Source organism: Streptomyces sp. NPDC093089 (assembly GCF_044754405.1).
Classification (GTDB): Bacteria; Actinomycetota; Actinomycetes; order Streptomycetales; family Streptomycetaceae; genus Streptomyces.
Genome location: NZ_JBIVPA010000018.1, coordinates 104557 through 119892, shown reverse-complemented (window position 1 = coordinate 119892; position 15336 = coordinate 104557). Strand labels below are relative to the sequence as shown.

Annotated in this window: 11 protein-coding genes; 2 read left to right on the top strand and 9 right to left on the bottom strand. The window is 69.7% G+C overall.

What is annotated here, in order from left to right:
• Window positions 1-39: 39 nt before the first annotated feature.
• Together ACIQFX_RS33960 and ACIQFX_RS33955 are read right to left on the bottom strand one after the other, a co-directional pair.
• Window positions 40-945, bottom strand: coding sequence for a carbohydrate ABC transporter permease (locus ACIQFX_RS33960; RefSeq protein WP_402471238.1), 906 nt, complete (start codon window positions 943-945; stop codon window positions 40-42).
• A gap of 65 nt (window positions 946-1010) precedes the next feature.
• Window positions 1011-2366: an ABC transporter substrate-binding protein gene (locus tag ACIQFX_RS33955; RefSeq protein ID WP_402471235.1), complete on the bottom strand. Its 1356-nt coding sequence runs from the start codon at window positions 2364-2366 to the stop codon at window positions 1011-1013.
• Between the two features lie 730 nt (window positions 2367-3096).
• Here ACIQFX_RS33955 and ACIQFX_RS33950 point away from each other — a divergent pair.
• Window positions 3097-3852, top strand: coding sequence for an SGNH/GDSL hydrolase family protein (locus tag ACIQFX_RS33950; protein WP_402471322.1), 756 nt, complete (start codon window positions 3097-3099; stop codon window positions 3850-3852).
• A 123-nt stretch (window positions 3853-3975) separates the two neighbouring features.
• Here the strand turns inward: ACIQFX_RS33950 and ACIQFX_RS33945 are convergent, their stop codons facing one another.
• Complete coding sequence (locus tag ACIQFX_RS33945) at window positions 3976-4692, bottom strand: nitroreductase family protein (RefSeq protein ID WP_402471234.1); 717 nt, start codon at window positions 4690-4692, stop codon at window positions 3976-3978.
• A 504-nt stretch (window positions 4693-5196) separates the two neighbouring features.
• Between ACIQFX_RS33945 and ACIQFX_RS33940 the strand changes: the two genes are divergently transcribed.
• A complete protein-coding gene (locus ACIQFX_RS33940) occupies window positions 5197-5832 on the top strand; it encodes a glycoside hydrolase family 10 protein (RefSeq protein WP_402471232.1) in 636 nt (211 codons plus the stop codon).
• A 1230-nt stretch (window positions 5833-7062) separates the two neighbouring features.
• Here ACIQFX_RS33940 and ACIQFX_RS33935 read toward each other — a convergent pair.
• The 6 genes from ACIQFX_RS33935 to ACIQFX_RS33910 form a co-directional block, all read right to left on the bottom strand.
• A complete protein-coding gene (locus ACIQFX_RS33935; protein ID WP_402471230.1) occupies window positions 7063-8373 on the bottom strand; it encodes a diaminopimelate decarboxylase in 1311 nt (436 codons plus the stop codon).
• 144 nt (window positions 8374-8517) lie between these two features.
• Complete coding sequence (gene lysA, locus ACIQFX_RS33930) at window positions 8518-9822, bottom strand: diaminopimelate decarboxylase (protein ID WP_402471227.1); 1305 nt, start codon at window positions 9820-9822, stop codon at window positions 8518-8520.
• A 24-nt stretch (window positions 9823-9846) separates the two neighbouring features.
• A complete protein-coding gene (locus ACIQFX_RS33925; RefSeq protein WP_402471225.1) occupies window positions 9847-11190 on the bottom strand; it encodes a M20/M25/M40 family metallo-hydrolase in 1344 nt (447 codons plus the stop codon).
• 44 nt (window positions 11191-11234) lie between these two features.
• Window positions 11235-12098: a M55 family metallopeptidase gene (locus ACIQFX_RS33920; RefSeq protein WP_402471223.1), complete on the bottom strand. Its 864-nt coding sequence runs from the start codon at window positions 12096-12098 to the stop codon at window positions 11235-11237.
• Entirely contained in the window at window positions 12095-13015 is a 921-nt protein-coding gene (locus ACIQFX_RS33915) for an LD-carboxypeptidase (RefSeq protein ID WP_402471221.1), read from the bottom strand. Before ACIQFX_RS33915 ends, ACIQFX_RS33920 begins: the two co-directional genes overlap by 4 nt.
• Window positions 13016-13053: 38 nt before the next feature.
• Window positions 13054-15099: a S9 family peptidase gene (locus tag ACIQFX_RS33910; protein ID WP_402471218.1), complete on the bottom strand. Its 2046-nt coding sequence runs from the start codon at window positions 15097-15099 to the stop codon at window positions 13054-13056.
• Between the last annotated feature and the right edge of the window lie 237 nt (window positions 15100-15336).

Below are 15336 nucleotides of genomic sequence, written 5' to 3'. Positions count from 1 at the left end.
CGGTCGGGTTATGGGCCCCCTCGGTTCGGGTCAGGAGACTCATCCCTGCCTCCGTGTGGTGAAGCGCAGAAACGCGAACGACAGAATGAACGTGACCACCGCAAGGATCACGGACAGGGCGGCGGCCTCACTGTAGCCGTCGCCGGAGGCGAGCGAGTAAGCCGCGATGTTCGGTGTGTAGGTGCTGGTCACGCTCGTGGAGATGTTTCTGAGGACTTGCGGTTCGGTGAAGAGCTGGAAGCTTCCGATGATGGAGAACACCCCGGTCAGGACGAGGGCCGGGCGGATGATGGGGATCTTGACGCGCAGGGCGATGGTCCAGCCGCTCGCCCCGTCCATCCGGGCGGCTTCCGCTATGTCGGGCGGCACGGCCTGGAGGGCGGCGTAGATGATCAGCATGTTGTAGCCGGTGTACGTCCAGGTGACGACGTTGGCGATGGACCACAGGATGGCGTCCGGACCGAGCAGGTCGGCGTGGATGCCGGTCGATCGCAGGAGGTCCACCACGGGTGAGAGCCGCGGGTCGTACAGGAACGCCCACATCAGGGCGGCCACGACGCCGGGAATGCCGTACGGGACGAAGTACACGAGCCGGAAGAACCTCTTGGCGCGGGCGACCGCCGAGTCGAGGAGGAGGGCGAGGACAAGGGCCAGCAGCAGCATCACGGGGATCTGCACGAGTGCGAAGCCGAGGACGCGCAGCAGGCTGTCGGCGAAGTAGCCCTCCCCCAGTACTCGCCCGTACTGTTCCAGCCCGGCGAAGACCGTCCGGGTCCTGCCGAAGGTGCCGCCGGTGCGGGCGGTCTTGTGCAGGCTCTGCCAGAAGGCGTAGCCGACGGGGACGAGGGTGAACAGAGCGAACGGGATGAGGAAGGGCGTGAGGAAGGCGTAGGGGGCGAGGGTCCGGCGTGGACGGCTGCGCGCCGGTGCGGTGGTGGATGTCACGAACAACCTTCGAGGTGCTGTCCCCCGCCGCCGGGAGGCGGCGGGGAGGGCAGGAGGGGGGCAGGTCACTCGGTGACGTCGAGCGACTGCTTGCGGAGGGAGTCGGCGCTTCGGGCGCCGGTGTCCTTGAGCACGTCACCGAGGGTGGTCTTGCCGGCGAGGGTGTTCGCCGTACCGTCGCTGAGGAAGCGGTAGGTGTCCGTCATCGTCGGTCCCCAGGTGAAGCCGGTGTCGACCTGGGCGGATGCCTGCGCGAAGACGTCAAATATCTTCTGCTTGCCGTAGAAGTCCACCGGTTGCTGCAGCGCGGGCATTTCCAGACCCGTCTTGGCCGCCGGATAGAGGCCGCCCTCCCGGTTGAGGATCTCCAGGGCCTTGGAATCGGTGTTCAGCCACAGGGCAAACTTGGCCGCCTCGGCCGGGTGCTCGGCACCGGCCATCACCGTCGTGGTGGAACCGCCCCAGTTGCCCGCCCGACGGTCGCCCGCCTTCCACTGCGGCATGGGGGCGACCGACCATCTGCCCGCGGTGGACTTGGCGTTGTCGCGGATCGTGCTGTAGCCCCAGGCGGCGCTGACCCAGGTGACGACCTCACCGCTGTTCCAGGCCTTGTACAACGCCGGCGAGAAGCCCTGCAGGTCGGTGGCGACCAGCTTGTCGTCGATCATCTTCTGCCAGTAGTCGCCGACCTTCCGGCTCTCGGGACGGTCGACGGTGACCTTCCAGGAATCGCCGTCGCGCTCGAACATGGTGGCCCTGTTCTGCCACAGCAGGCCGGTGAACCAGTTCGGATCGGTCTGGGAGAAGTGGGTGATGAACTTGCCCTCCTCCTTGAGCCTGCGGGCCTGCTCCGCGTACTCGTCCCAGGTGACGGGCGCCTTCATGCCCAGCTTGTCGTAGATGTCCTTGCGGTAGAACAGGGCCATGGGGCCCGTGTCCTGAGGGATCGCCCACGTGCCGTCCTTGCCGTCGGCGCCGAACTCCACCTGCGACCAGGTCCAGTCGACGAACTTGCCGCCCGCTTCCTTGACTCCGGGGCAGGAGGAGATGTCCGTCAGGCCCTCCTTGAGGCGGAAGCTCGCCAGGGAGTCGTACTCGACCTGGCCGAGGTCGGGGGCCTTGCCGGCCTTGAGGGCGTTGGAGAGGTTCTGGTAGGTGCCGGCGTTGCCCGACGGGACGGCCTTCAACTTGACCTGGATGTCCGGGTTCTCGCTGTTCCAGACGTCGACGGCCTTCTGCATGCCGGGCACCCAGGACCAGTAGTCCAGGGTGACCTTGCCGGCGGCAGGCTCGCACGCCGCGTTCGCCGCGTCGCCGCTGTCACCTCCCCCGCCGCCGCAGGCGGTCACAGCGGTGAGGGACAGAGCCGCTCCACCGAGCACGCAGCGTCTGATCAGAGAAGTGCGATCACGCATCGCCATGAGGTCGCTCCTTGCGCCGAGTTCCGCTCCGACCAAGCGGTCGCCAAACCACACAGCACAGATGATCGAGTGTCAATACCTTGAGCGAGAAAGTCGATTGCCAAGCCTCCGAGAACTCTCACGAGTTCCCTCGCCTGTGAGGATTCACACCCCCCTTGAGCTGGCCTTTCTGCCGAGAGCCCGACAGGAGGACTTCGTAAATGATCTTTACGCAATCGATTACGCATCAAGCCCGTCAGGCACCTCACCGGCGCCGCGCGCCCGAGTGATCGGACGGCAGGCAACCACGTCAACCGTCATGCCGACCGACCGTAGCGGTGTCGAGCCACTGGAACCGCGCGCAGCCCTTCGGCCGCCGACGATTCACCGCGGTGCTCCCACCGGACCCGCATCCGGCCGCCAGAACCCCAGCCGACCTCGCCCGCCGTTCCACACGAACGACGCAGGCTTCTCACATGGACTCAAGGAGCACAATTCTCACAGCAGTTGACCGTGCATGCGAAAGAGTGCGCACCCTCTCCCCGAACGTAATCGATTACGTTACTGTGCGGTCGCTCGGCTCAGCCGCGTCGGCCGCAGGGCTCATCGATGCCACCAGCGACGCCGGAGGACGCACCTCCGTTCGCCGTCCGCGGCCGACGTCACGGGACGGACGGGCCGTCCCGGACCACCACTCCGCCCATGGAGGCACGCAGTGCGCAGATTCCGCAGGTTGTCCGCTTCCCTCACCATGCTGGCCACGGCCGCCGCGCTGCTGGTCGGCGCCGGCTCGGCGCAGGCCGTGGGGGAACGCTACGTCGCGCTGGGCGACTCCTACTCCTCCGGGGTCGGGGCGGGTTACTACCTTTCCGACAGCGGCAGCTGCAAGCGCAGTTCCCGCTCCTACCCGGCGCTGTGGAGCGCGGCGAACGCCCCCTCCTCGTTCAGCTTCGTGGCCTGCTCGGGAGCGACCAGCACGACCGTCAGGAACAGCCAGCTCGGAAGCCTCGCCAGCTCGACGACCCTGGTCAGCGTGAGCTCCGGCGGCAACGACATCGGATTCGCCGACATCATGAGCGTCTGCGTGCTGCAGTCGGATCAGGCATGCATCAACGCGGTCGACGAAGGCACGTCCAAGGCCCGGAACCAGCTGCCGGGCCAGCTCGACCAGTTGTACTCGAGCATCAGGTCGCGCTCGCCGCAGGCGCGCGTCATGGTGCTCGGCTACCCGCGGCTCTACAAGCTCGGCAGCTGCGTCGTCGGCATCGGTGACACCAAGCGCAAGGCCCTGGACGATGCCGCCGACACCCTGAACAGCGTCATCAGCCAGAGGGCGGCCGCAGCCGGGTTCCGGTTCATCGACGTACGCGGCGCGTTCAGCGGCCACGAGATCTGCTCGGGCGACGCGTGGCTCCACAGCACGCGCATCCCCGTCGACGAGAGCTACCACCCCAACACCAAGGGCCAGCAGTACGGCTACCTGCCCTCCTTCGACGCCATCGCCTGATCGCGCCCTTCCGACGGCGGGCCGGCCCGCCGTCGGAAGGCCCGCGTTCCTGGACTTCGGACGCCGTCGACCGCCGCTCCGGCACCCTCCCCACGGGTGAACCGGCCCGTGCGTCCTTCAGACCTACCAGCGGTCGCGGTGAACGACCTCGGAGACCGGGCGCCGGCGCACCGGCCCGAAGTTCCCCATGGGCCAGCCGACAGGTATCGCGGCGAAGGTGCGCATGTCCTCGGGTATGCCGAGGGCCTGCTTCCACTCCTCCTCCAGCATCAGGTGCCAGATGGTGATGTTCGCGGCGAGGCCGAGGCCGCGGGCGGCCAGCAGGAGGTTCTGGACGCCGGGGTAGACGCACGATCCTTCCGCGAGAGCCATGAAGCGTTCCTGCGTTTCCATCATCCGCTGGGTCGCCGCCGGGCCGAGAGCCGCCGCGGACGCGAGGTAGCCCTCCTCGGTCACACGCGGGGCAGGGAACTGATAGCAGGGGATGACAAGCACGGGGGTGTCGGCGAAGTGGTCGCGCTGGTACTCGATCGCAGCGACCATCCGGCCGTAGGCGGTCTCGTCCATCCCCGCCGGGGCCAGCGCGCCCGTGGTGGCGAGGTAGGCGTCGACACAGCGCCTCCACAGGGGAGCCAGGCGGGCCATGACGTCCCGGTCGGTGACGACCACGTACTCGAAGCGCTGCATGTTGCCGCCGCTGGGCCCCCAGACCGCAGCCTGGACGAGCTGCTCGACGAGGTCCTCGGAAACCGGATCAGGTTTGATGCGGCGCATGGCACGCATGGTGGACATGATGTCGAAGAGACGCGGATCAGTGGCCGCATCGGTGAGATCGATCATGATCGCGGAGTGTAGACCCCGTCTTCACACAGGTCGAGGCTCGGTGAGGGACGGCGACAGCGTGGGCGATCGGCCACGGGAGGAGGTCTGGGCGTCCATCGACAGGCATCTGTCTTGAAGATCGTTTACGGGACGGTCCTTCGGGTGTGCTCTCAGGGGTCGGTTGGCTGCCGACGCCACTCGAGTTCCTCCTCGCTCGGCCTTTCCATGTCCGGCTCGCCGGAGTTCTTCCGGTTGTACGGCAGCAGGCGGTGCTCACCGTCGGTCTGCGGCCTCTTGGCGGCCAGGGCCCCGGAATCCTCGAGAACGCAGACTGACCCGATCGGGGCGATCGGGCCCGTCCTTCGCTTCGCGGCAGGAAGCCGTCCGGAAATCAGCGCAAGCGCAGCCTGAGCAGCTCGAAGGGACGCATGGCGATGTCCTGGTCGACTTTGCCGTCTGACTCGCTCAGGGGGTCTCGTCGAGTCGGACTCGTGTCGCCGAAACGGCTTCGGGGAAGCCGAGATGGACCCTGACGGGTGCGGCGGTGGGATTGGAGAGGCGACGGAAACCACGCCCGAGGCGATCGCCGCGACCGTGGACCGCATCAAGAAGGCGGGCTTCAACATCGTCTTCCTGGAGACGGTCTGGCAGGGCTACACCATCTACCCGTCCAAGGCGGCCAGGTCGGCCGGCATCGAGGACCAGCGCCCCGGCATGAAGGGCTTCGACCCACTCAAGGTGTGGATCGACACCGCGCACGCCCGAGGCCTGGAACCCCACGCCTGGACGCATACCTTCTTCGTAGGCTCGGACACCGCCGAGAACCCGGGCCCCGGCCCGATCCTCAGGGCCCACCCCGAATGGGCCGCCGTGGAACGCGAGGACGTGGGAGCCGGAGCACCACGCCCCTCCTCACAGGAAAAGGGCCACTACTTCGTCGACCCCGCCATCCCGGCGGCCCGACAGTTCATCGCCTCCGTCTTCCAGGAGCTGATGAACGACCACGCCGTCGACGGGCTCCACCTGGACTGCATTCGCTACCCCGTCTCCCTCCCCTGCGACCGGTCCCCCGGGAAGGATCGTGGCCGCTTCGCCTACCGCCGAATGCCTGGCCTCGGCATGCGGCAGCGAGATGCGGCGCAGAGGGTGACCCCATGAGCATCGTTGTGCTGCGAGAGCTGCGTAGAGAAGCACTTGAAGGCGCCCTTCCAAACGAGACCACGGCATCCGTAGCGGTCCATGCCGCACTTCCCGCCTCCGACCTCCCAGGAGCTCCCGGTGACATGACCGTCTGCGGCAGGCCCACAGCCGACATGGAGCGCGTGGCGGACCAGCCCGAAGGACCTGAAGCCCCCTGGCTGTCCGGGAGCCGTCTTCGCCACGGCTGCCCCGACTGCGTGCGCGCCCTGGCTCCCCTGGCCTGAGGCCGTTGAGCGTCAGCCGTCCGGAGCATGCTGTCGGACCATGGGGATCGGGCTGTGACGTCCTTCCTGCCCGCGGATCGACGTCGTGCGACAGAGGACGTCCAACAGCGTCCACCCAAACGATCGAGAGGGGCCGCCAGGCCCTCGGTCAGCTGAAGGAAGGCCCGGCCCGCTACCGGCGCGAGGCTGATGACGGCATCCGGGTCCTGCCGCGGTGGCGCAGCTTCGCCCCTCCCAGGACGGCCGTCAGGGCGGCTGCGGCCGCGGCGAGGGCCGGGCCGCCGAGGGCGAGGGCGTGCTGGAGGAATGCGGTGGCCGCGTATCCGGTGCCTGCTTCGAGGGCGGCCCGGACGGCCGGTACGCAGGCGGGCCGAGCGCGCGGCCGGCGCGGTGGCCGAGGAAGTCACCCGCGACCACCGCGCCTGCGGCGGTCGCGATCAGCGGCGAAGGCCGAGCCGCCCTGTACGGGCCAGTGCGCCTGCCGTGAGGAGCAGGGTCAGGAGGGAACGAAGGCATCGATGAGCAGGACCGCCTCGGCCAGGACCGCCATGCTCACGATCACGTACGCTCCTGCCGACGGTACGCGGCTGAGGGCGGTAATCAGGGCGTTCACCGGTCGGCTCCGGACGCGGTGTGCTCAGAGCCGGAGATCGCGGGCGCCGGGGGCGGACGCGGACCTGCTGAGCGCGACCCGCGAGGTGCACGCGACGTCCTGGCCCTGCTCGCGCAGAGGGATACCAGCACTGGCATGGCTGCCTCTCCGGGCATGTGCACAAGCACGGTGAAAGCCCATGCCAGCCCTCACTGCCCTGGACGTCACCAACCGCGTGCAGGCCGCGCTCCCGACCCGCGACACCGGTCTTGCCTGACGCGACCACGCTCCTGCCGGCGTGAGACCGGACCGTGCGGGGCCTGACCGTGCTCTTGGCCCCGGGAAACGTGGCGGGATCGCCCGCAAGCCGGGTCACAGCCCCAGCAATGCTTCGGCGTGACACCCACCGCTCTCCTCCACCAGCTCGTCCACCGGCTGGGGCGATCGCACCGGAACGAGCACGGTGTCCCCGGCTTGGTGGAGCACTCCGTACACTCCCGGTCGCGGCATGCTGTTGTACGCCCACGGTGCGGAGAAGTAGTAGGCCCCGGTGTCGTGCAACACCACGAGGTCGCCCTCCGAGAGTTCGGGCAGCAGGCGCTCGTGCGCCACCACGTCCCCCGCGAAGCACAGGGGCCCGGCGACGTCCTGGGGCACCAAGGGAGTCGTCTTGGGTGTGCCGTCCGAGGCGTGACCGGTGATCCGGACGGGCCAGGCGTCAGGCATGAACACCGTACGGGTCGCGACCTGCGCTCCCGCATGGGTGAGCGCGATCCGCCGGCCGCCTGAGGTCTTGACGTACTCGACCACCGCCGCGGTGAAACCGTTCTTGGCGAGCAGTGACCGGCCGAATTCGGTGACCAGCTCGTAGCGGCCGTCGAGCAGGGCCGGTTCGACATCGGTCAGGACACGGACGTAGTCCTTGAACGTCGGCCTGGTCGTGTCGTCGGAGAAGTTGACCGGAAGTCCTCCGCCCAGGTCAAGGCTGGTGATCTGGCGTCTCCCGACGTACTCGTTGATGTCCTCCGCGAGTCCGTGCAGCGCGGCGAGTCCTTCCGCGATCAGTGGGAGGGGACAACCTTGCGAGCCGACGTGGGCGTGGAGGCGGGTCAGCCAAGGACGCTGCAGGAAGGCCTCGCGTACGCGTACTCGGGCGCCGGGGTCCTCCAGGGCGACTCCGAACTTGGAGTGGGATGTCGCCGTGCTCATGGCCGCGATGGAGCCGACCCCGACCTGCGGGTTGACGCGCAAGCCGATGACGGATCGGGAACGGCGGGGACGAAGAGCGTCGATGCGATCGAGCTCGGTGAGGTTGTCCGCGTTCAGCGCGATTCCCAGCGTGAGCGCCTCTCGGATCTCGGCTCGGGTCTTGGCCGGTGAGTCCAGGACCATGCGCTCGGGGGTGAACCCCGCGGCCAGGGCCAGGCGGGTCTCGCCGGGGCTGGCCACTTCGCATCCCATTCCCGCGTCTGCCAACAGCCGCAGGACCGGAACGATCGGACAGGCCTTGACGGCGAAGGCGTGCAGGACGTCCGGCACGTGGGCGAATGCGTCATGGAGTGCGGTGACGCTGTCGCGTACGCCCTGGATGTCGATGAAGCCGGCGACGGGGTGGCTCTCCCCCACGACGCCCTCCGCCGTCGCTTTTCGCAGTGCGGCCTGGACCTTTTCCTGGTGCAGCATGCGTCTTCTCCTTCGCTTCCAGCGGGTACGGCGTCCGGTCGCCTCAGGTGCGCGGACGTGAGGGGCAAGGACCGTGCTCTGGTGGACGCCGAACGGCTCGTCGAGCGGTGGCGGCGTCGTCGCGCTCCGTCTGGCGGAGGTCGCTCACTCGACGTCGAGCCGCAGCACGTCGTCGATGGTCTCCCTCCGGACGATGACGCGTGCCGTGCTGTTGCGGACGGCGATGACGGGCGGGCGTGGCTGGCAGTTGTAGTTGTTCGCCATGGAGCGGTGATAGGCACCGGACGCCGGAACGGCCAGAAGATCGCCGACGGCGAGGTCGGCCGGGAGCGGTGCGGAGTCCACCACGATGTCTCCGGACTCGCAGTGCCGGCCGCAGACGGTGACTTTTTCCTCGGCGGCCGTCCCCGTGCTGCGGCCCGCGCGAACAGCGGTGTAGGAGGCGTCGTACAGTGCGGGACGCATGTTGTCGCTCAGACCGCCGTCCACGGACACCCACGTGCGCAGTCCGGGCTGGCGCTTGATCGTGCCCACGGTGTAGAGGGTCACCGTGGTGGGCCCTGCGATCGCCCGCCCGGGCTCGACGGCCAGCCGCGGCATGGGGAGGCCCGCTTCAGCGCACGCCTTGTGAACGCGGTCGATGACGACCGGGGCGAGGTCTCGCACGTCCAAGGGCTTCTCGTCGGGAAGGTAGGCGATACCCAGTCCCCCTCCCAGGTCGAGTCGGCGCAGCAGAACTCCGTGCGTGCGTGCGGTGTCGGCCATGAGTCCGACGAGTCGGTCGGAGGCGAGCTCGAAGACGTCCGGGCGCAGGATCTGCGAGCCGAGATGGCTGTGCAGGCCGACGAGTTCGAGGCCCGGAGCGCCGAGGACCTGGGAGATCGCGCGGTGGGCGCTTCCGGTGGACAGCGAGAAGCCGAACTTCTGGTCGTCGGTACCGGTGGTGATGGAGGCATGCGTGTGTGCCTCCACACCCGGAGTCACCCGGATGAGGACCTGCTGGTGCACTCCGCTGAGCACGGCGACGGCCGAGAGCCTCGATATCTCGTCTTCGGAGTCGACGACGACGAGCGAGACCCCGTAGGCGACGGCCTCCGCGAGTTCGGCAGCCGACTTGTTGTTGCCGTGGAATATCAACGAAGCGCCCGGCACTCCCGCGCGCTGGGCCGTGCGCAGTTCGCCGGCGGAGCACACGTCGATTCCCAGGCCCTCCTCCTTGAGCCAGGTGGCGACTTGGTGGCAGAGGAAGGCCTTGCCGGCGTAGTAGACGTCGTGGCCGCTGAAGGCGTCGCGCCAGGAGCGGCAGCGCCCGCGGAAGTCTTCTTCGTCCAGGATGAAGGCGGGGGTGCCGAACTCTTCGGCGAGATCGCTCAGGAGCAGGCCGCCGATCTTCATGCCTTCGGTGCCGCTGGTGGTCGTGACGGGCCACAGGTGCTGAGGAGGGTGCACGGTGGTTCCCTTTCGAAAGGGCGTTCAGTAGGTGGTCAGAAACCGGTGGAGGACGCGGACCCCGAAGTCGAGGCCGGTCACGGGCACGCGTTCGTCCACTCCGTGGAACATGCCGAAGTAGTGCAGGTGGGGGTCGAGCAGGAGGGGTGTGAACCCGTAGGTGCTGATCCCGATCTTCGCGAAGGCTTTGGCGTCGGTGCCGCCGGACTGGATGAAGGGCACCGGGTGCGCGTGCGGGTCCTGGCTGCGGAGGGCATCGGCCATGGCGGCGAAGGCCGGTCCTTCGTGGTCGGCTGCGACAGCCTCTTCGCAGTTGATGAATTCTCTCGTCACCTTGGGGCCGAGGAGCCGGTCGACGGTCTCCAGGAAGGTGGTTTGTGCGCCGGGAAGGAACCTGCCGTCCACTTCGGCCCGGGCGAGGGAGGGGATGACGTTCACCTTGTGGCCTGCTTGGAGCACGGTGGGGTTGGTCGTGTGGCGGATGGTGCAGTCGAACAGTTCACCCAACTGTCCGAGGCGGGCGGCCTCGTCCTCCAGTCGGGTGCGGTCGATGCGAATTCCCAGGATGCGGTCGAGGGTGTCCAGGAGGGTGGCGACTGCCGGCGGCACGACGGTGGGCCATCGGTGGGTGGTGAGTCGTGCGAGGGCGTGGACGAGTTCGGCGACGGCGTTGTCCTGGGCGGAGCCTGATCCGTGGCCGGCTGTGCCTCGGGCGGTGAGGCGCATCCAGGCGGTTCCGCGCTCTCCGACGGCGATGGGGTAGACGCGAGCGTCGGTCCCGGCGTGCCTCGGCCGTGTGGTGATCGAGAAGCCGCCCGATTCGCTGATGGCCTCCCCCACCCCGGCGAAGTGCTCCCGGTGCGTCCTGACGACGTGGCGTGAGCCGTACTCTCCCGTCGCCTCCTCGTCCGCAAGGAACGCAAGGACCAGGTCGCGGCGTGGGCGGTGCCCGGTGCGTGCCCAGGCCCGGACGAGGGCGAGGACCATGGCGACGGTCCCCTTCATGTCCACCGCTCCCCGCCCCCACAGACAGCCGTGGTGGAGGTCGCCGGAGAGGGGGTGCCGGGTCCAGTCGCGGGGTTCGGCGGGCACGGTGTCGAGGTGCCCGTGCACAAGGAGTGGAGGCAGGTGCGGGTCCTGCCCGGCGACCCGGGCGAGGACGCTGGTACGGCGGGGCCTGGGTTCGGTGAGGGTCGCGGCGACGCCGGCCTGGTCGAGGGCTTCCGCCACGTACTCGGCGGCCTGTCGCTCGCCGGGTCCTGTTTCGTCCCCGGCGTTGGTCGAGTCGATGCGCAGGAGGTCCGAGCAGAGCCGGGCGACGTCGTTGGCGAAGCCGTCGTGCAGACCGTGCGGTGGTGCGAGAGTCACGGAGGTCTCCGCAGGGAGTCGGGGCGGACGGGTCGGGGGCGTGGTCAGTCGAAGTGGTCCTCCATCGCGGCGCCCGCGATGGAGGTGCACACCTTGAAGGTCCTGGCCGCCGTGGTGGCGTCGGGTGCCGTGAAGGCGATGCCGCGCGGGCCGTTGTGCTCGACGGTCGGGACGGCCAGCACCGCCGCGGCCAGGTGCGGCGCGTGGAAGTCGAGTTCGAAGCGGTGGGGTCGTGCGGGACTGCTGCGCACCCGCCGGATCCGCCCGTCAGGACGCTTGTGGCGGGCGCTCTGTGCGCGGGCGGCCTCTGTCGCCTGTGCGCGCAGAAGCTCGGCGCTCCGCGTGGGAGGAAGACAGAGTGCGGCGTACCGGCTGACGCATTCCTTGACCGCCACGACGCGAACGTCCGGGGCCCACACCCGGGCGGCCTCGCAGGTGCGGTCGTCGCCGGTGACCAGGATGACGGGCACCCCGTGTTCCTCGGCGATCAGGGCGTTCATGCGTCCTTCGTCGGCGGGCTCGCCGTCGATCCGGAAGGCGGTCAGGCCGGTTCCGAGATAGGTGTGCGACAGGACGCCCTGCTCTCCGGCGCCGGTGTGGTAGCCGAGGAAGACGACCGCGTCGGCCCGGTCGATCCCCTCCATCATGCCCAGCGGCTTGTGGCGACCGGTGAGGAGGCGCGCGCGGGGGTCGAGGGCCTCTATGAGCAGGTTGCGCTGGGTGTAGTGGGCGTCGTTGACGATGACCTCGCCGGCGCCGCCGGCGAGGAGTCCGTCGACGACGGCGTTGACGTCGCCGGTGAACAGGGGCCGCAGTCGTTCCCAGGAGGCGGTGCCGGGTTCGACGTCGTCCGGGCACGTGACGCCTGTGACGCCTTCCATGTCCGCGGAGATGAGTACGCGTGTCATCGGGACGTCCTTTTCTGCGGGGTGAGGGCGATGCGGTGCCGGGCGGTCTCGAGTACCGCGTCCGCGCCGAGGGGAACGGTCAGCTGCCGCGGTCCGTGACCGGCGGGCAGTCCGGTTGCCACGGGGACGCCCAGGTCGGACAAGCGGTCGCGCAGGACGCCCTCCACCTGCTTGGAGGGGCCGCAGGCGAAGAAGTCGCCGAGGACGATGCCGGCGGTTCGGTGCAGAGCGCCGGCGCGTCTGAGTTGCGTCAGGGCCCGGTCCAGGCGGTACGGGTCCTCGCCGACGTCTTCGAGGACGAGGATGCGGCCCGCGGTGTCGGGTGCGGTGGAGGTTCCGACCGACGAGGCGAGCATGGAGAGGTTGCCCCCGGTGAGGGGGCCCTCGGCCCGTCCTGGAACGAGGACGGGCCCGTTGAGGGGAAGCGAGGGCGCGGACGGGCCGAACAGGGCGGCGTGGAGGTGACGGGCGGTCTCCTTGTCGTCGTGGAGCGGCCGGCAGGCCGGCATGGGACCGTGGAGCGTGACCAGGCCGAGCCGGTCGCCCAAGGCCTGGTGGAGGCACGTGACGTCGCTGGAGCCGACGAGGAACTTGGGGCCCGCGGTGGCGAGGCGCGGGTAGTCGAGGCGGTCCGCCATGCGCTGGGTTCCGTAGCCGCCCCGCGCGCAGACGAGTCCTCGGACCTCGGGATCGAGCCATGCTTCGGTGAAGTCTTCGAGGCGCTCTTCGTCGGAGCCCGCCAGGTAGCCGAGCCGACTGGCGAGGAGCCGGGGGGTGGAGCGCACCGTGAGACCCCAGCTCTCCAACAGGCTCCGGGCAGCGGATGCCTCCGTGGCGTCCACCGGCCCGGCCGGTGCGACGAGGGCCACGGTGTCACCGGGTCTCAGCAGCGGAGGGAGCAGACGGGGTCTTCTCACAGCATGCTCCACCAAGGTGCTTTCGGTGGTGCGAGCCGTCACGACGGATCCGCCGTACGAGGGGAGCCCACGGGTCGGCCAGGGCTCGCCCCAGGGCCTTCGGGAGGGGTGAAGATCCGCTCGTAGAAGCGGATCTCGGCCTCGAGCGCCGACCGGATGGTCTCGGCGCGCCGCCAGCCGTGCCGTTCGCCCGGGAACTCCGCGTGCTCGTAGGGGATGCCGGCTGCTCTCAGGGCACGGGCCATGGCCGAGGACTGGGCGGGGTCCACGATGGCGTCCTCCAGGCCGTGGAGCAGCAGGGCGGGCCCACTGGCGTGGGATGCCGCGAGGACCGGGGAGCGTTGTTCGTAGAGCGCGGCACTTCGCGGCAGGGGGCCGATCAGGCCGTCCAGGTAGCGGGACTCGAAGTCGTGGGTGGTGTCCGCCCAGCTGACGGGGTCGGTGATGCCGTAGAAGGAGACCGCACCGGCGAAGGCGTCGGTGTGCGTCAGGGCGGCGAGGGCGGTCCAGCCGCCCGCGCTCCCGCCCCGGATCGCCATTCGGTCGGGGTCCGCGAGCCCTTCGGCGACCAGGGCCCGTGCGACGGTCACGCAGTCCTGGACGTCGACGATGCCCCAGGCACCGTTCAGGCGCTCCCGGTAGGCGCGGCCGTAGCCGACGGACCCGCCGTAGTCGACGGTCGCGACTCCGATGCCGCGGCTGGTGAAGTAGGCGATCTCGAGGTCGTACACCATCGGGTAGTCGCCCGTGGGTCCGCCGTGCACGAAGATCACCCAGGGCGGGCGTTCCCCGTCGGGGGTGGTGTGGTGGGGGTGGGCGGGTGGATAGGTGTGGGCGTGCACCAGGAGGGCGTCGGTCCCGGTCCGGCCGCGAGCGGACCCGGTCGTGTCGGCCGGGAAGGTGCGGGTCGTGGGGCGGGGCAGCCAGGCAGGGTCGACGTCCGGGACGTACGAGGCGGAGAGGATCCGCGCCTCGTGGCCGGGTACGGCGCCAGGGGCCGGGACCGCGGCGGTGAAGACCGCGTAGGGAAGAGTCGTGGCGGCTCCGGCCGCGACCAGGCGGCCGGCGTCGGCGTCGATGCTCTGGACGAAGTCGGTGTAGGGCAGGTCGAGATGCGTCAGTGCGGACGTCCCGGGGCCGGCGTCCGGGTCCACCAGGGAGATACGCCGTCCCGCGCCTGTTCCGTTGATGGCCACCGCGCGTCCGTCGGGAAGGGGGGCGAACCATGAGGTGCCCGGTTTCCACAGGGCTCCGCCGAACTCCTCCTCGGCGGGGGCGACGGCCCGTGCGGGGCCTTCCTGGGCGGGCACGAGGTGCAGGTTCCACCAGCCGTCTGGGTCGGTGACCGCCCAGAGACCGTCGGCGTCCCTCCACTCGGCCTGGACCACGGACTCCCTCGGACCGCCCGCTCTGACGCCGTGGACGCCGGCCGTCCCGTCGGCCAGCAAGGGCGCGACGCACAACTCCGTGCCGTCCCACGGCATGTTCGGATGGTTCCATCCGATCCAGGACAGGTGCCGGCCGTCCGGTGACATGCGGGGGCACGTCATGAACCGGTGGGTGGCGGCGATCGTTCGTTCGGTGCCCGTGCCGAGGGAGACGGCCACGAGGGCGCGCTCGACGTCGCGCACTCCGCCGAGACGGGTCTCGCGGACCGCCCAGACCTCATCACGCGACGGGGGGAGGTAGAGGTCGCCGTAGGTGACGTTCTTGCGCGTCGGCGTCAGGGGCCGGGGCGCGTCGTGACCGTCCGGGCGGTGGAGGTAGAGACGCTGGTCGTGCCAGTGGGTGAAGACGAGGCCGTCACCGGTGGGACGCCAGCTCCGGCCGCCGTACTCGTGAAGGCCGTTCCGGGCGTCGAAGCCGGCGGGGAGCACGTCCTCGACCTCGCCGTCCGGTCTGGCGCGTACGACGCAGCGGCGCCCGGCCTCGTGGGGTCGCGGTTCGTCCCACCAGACCTCGTCGCCGACCAGGGAAACCCAGCCGGGCGTGCCGTCCTGGCGGGCGACGGCCGCGGCGGTGATGGGGGAGGGCCAGGCCCGGAAAGCACTCGTCGTGGTCCGGGCGGCGGAAGGGTGACTCATCGGGTTACCGCCTTGTGCCCATGCGCATGGGCGTCGCGAAGGTCGATCGAAGAGGGTGCGCGCCCGGGATCGGATACGAGCCGGGCGGGGGGGAGGCGTGTGCCTTCTTCCGCCGGGCGGACCGCGGGGCCGGGTGTTTCGCCGGTCGGGCCTCGGGGCGCGAGGGAGCACACGTGCGGGGTACGTCTGGGCGGCCGACGGCCGCGGGTGTCGTTCGGGCGGGCAGGGGCCTGCTCC

Bases quoted from the DNA above. Each gene is read 5' to 3' on its own strand.
- ACIQFX_RS33955 (WP_402471235.1), bottom strand. From the start codon at position 2,366: ATGGCGATGCGTGATCGCACTTCTCTGATCAGACGCTGCGTGCTCGGT.
- ACIQFX_RS33950 (WP_402471322.1), top strand. From the start codon at position 3,097: ATGCTGGCCACGGCCGCCGCGCTGCTGGTCGGCGCCGGCTCGGCGCAG.
- ACIQFX_RS33945 (WP_402471234.1), bottom strand. From the start codon at position 4,692: ATGATCGATCTCACCGATGCGGCCACTGATCCGCGTCTCTTCGACATC.
- ACIQFX_RS33940 (WP_402471232.1), top strand. From the start codon at position 5,197: ATGGACCCTGACGGGTGCGGCGGTGGGATTGGAGAGGCGACGGAAACC.
- ACIQFX_RS33935 (WP_402471230.1), bottom strand. From the start codon at position 8,373: ATGCTGCACCAGGAAAAGGTCCAGGCCGCACTGCGAAAAGCGACGGCG.
- ACIQFX_RS33920 (WP_402471223.1), bottom strand. From the start codon at position 12,098: ATGACACGCGTACTCATCTCCGCGGACATGGAAGGCGTCACAGGCGTC.
- ACIQFX_RS33910 (WP_402471218.1), bottom strand. From the start codon at position 15,099: ATGAGTCACCCTTCCGCCGCCCGGACCACGACGAGTGCTTTCCGGGCC.